The following is a 511-nucleotide window of genomic DNA, read 5'->3' as shown; positions in this document are numbered from 1 at the left end:
GTCAAACATAGAGTTCGAATCATCTTGAGATACATCGATACAATCACAACCCGGATAGTTTCCACGTCCATCTCAAGACGCTTCCGCTATCCAAATTACTTACTTCTTCCAGATTGTTAAAGAACGACAGCCGATATCTGTTGATATCCTCTGACTGGCTCAATCGCCCATGACAAGGATTCGACCCAAGTCGCACGCTTGTCATTGTGGATTGGTGGAGGCATACGGCATCGAACCCACTACCCCCTGCTCTCAAAGCAGTTGCTCTCCCAGCTGAGCTATGCCCCCATGTACAGATGACCTCAGGTGTTACCGCCAGACAATGGTGGGTCTGGTTGGATTCGAACCAACGACCCCCGCCTTATCAAGACGGTGCTCTAACCGACTGAGCTACAGACCCCTGAGTCTGTCTTTAATTTACAGCCGATAAGCGTGAGCGCTCAACTTTGCGAGAAGCTCTAGAAAGGAGGTGATCCAGCCGCACCTTCCGATACGGCTACCTTGTTACGAC

Annotated in this window: 1 tRNA gene; it reads right to left on the bottom strand. The window is 50.3% G+C overall.

What is annotated here, in order from left to right:
• Nucleotides 1-323 precede the first annotated feature (323 nt).
• Nucleotides 324-400, bottom strand: a tRNA-Ile gene (locus BFF94_RS37600).
• Nucleotides 401-511 lie beyond the last annotated feature (111 nt).

This window comes from Burkholderia catarinensis, from assembly GCF_001883705.2.
Lineage (GTDB): Bacteria > Pseudomonadota > Gammaproteobacteria > Burkholderiales > Burkholderiaceae > Burkholderia > Burkholderia catarinensis.
The sequence above is the reverse complement of the archived record's forward strand: the minus strand, read 5'-3'. Positions and strand labels throughout refer to the sequence as shown.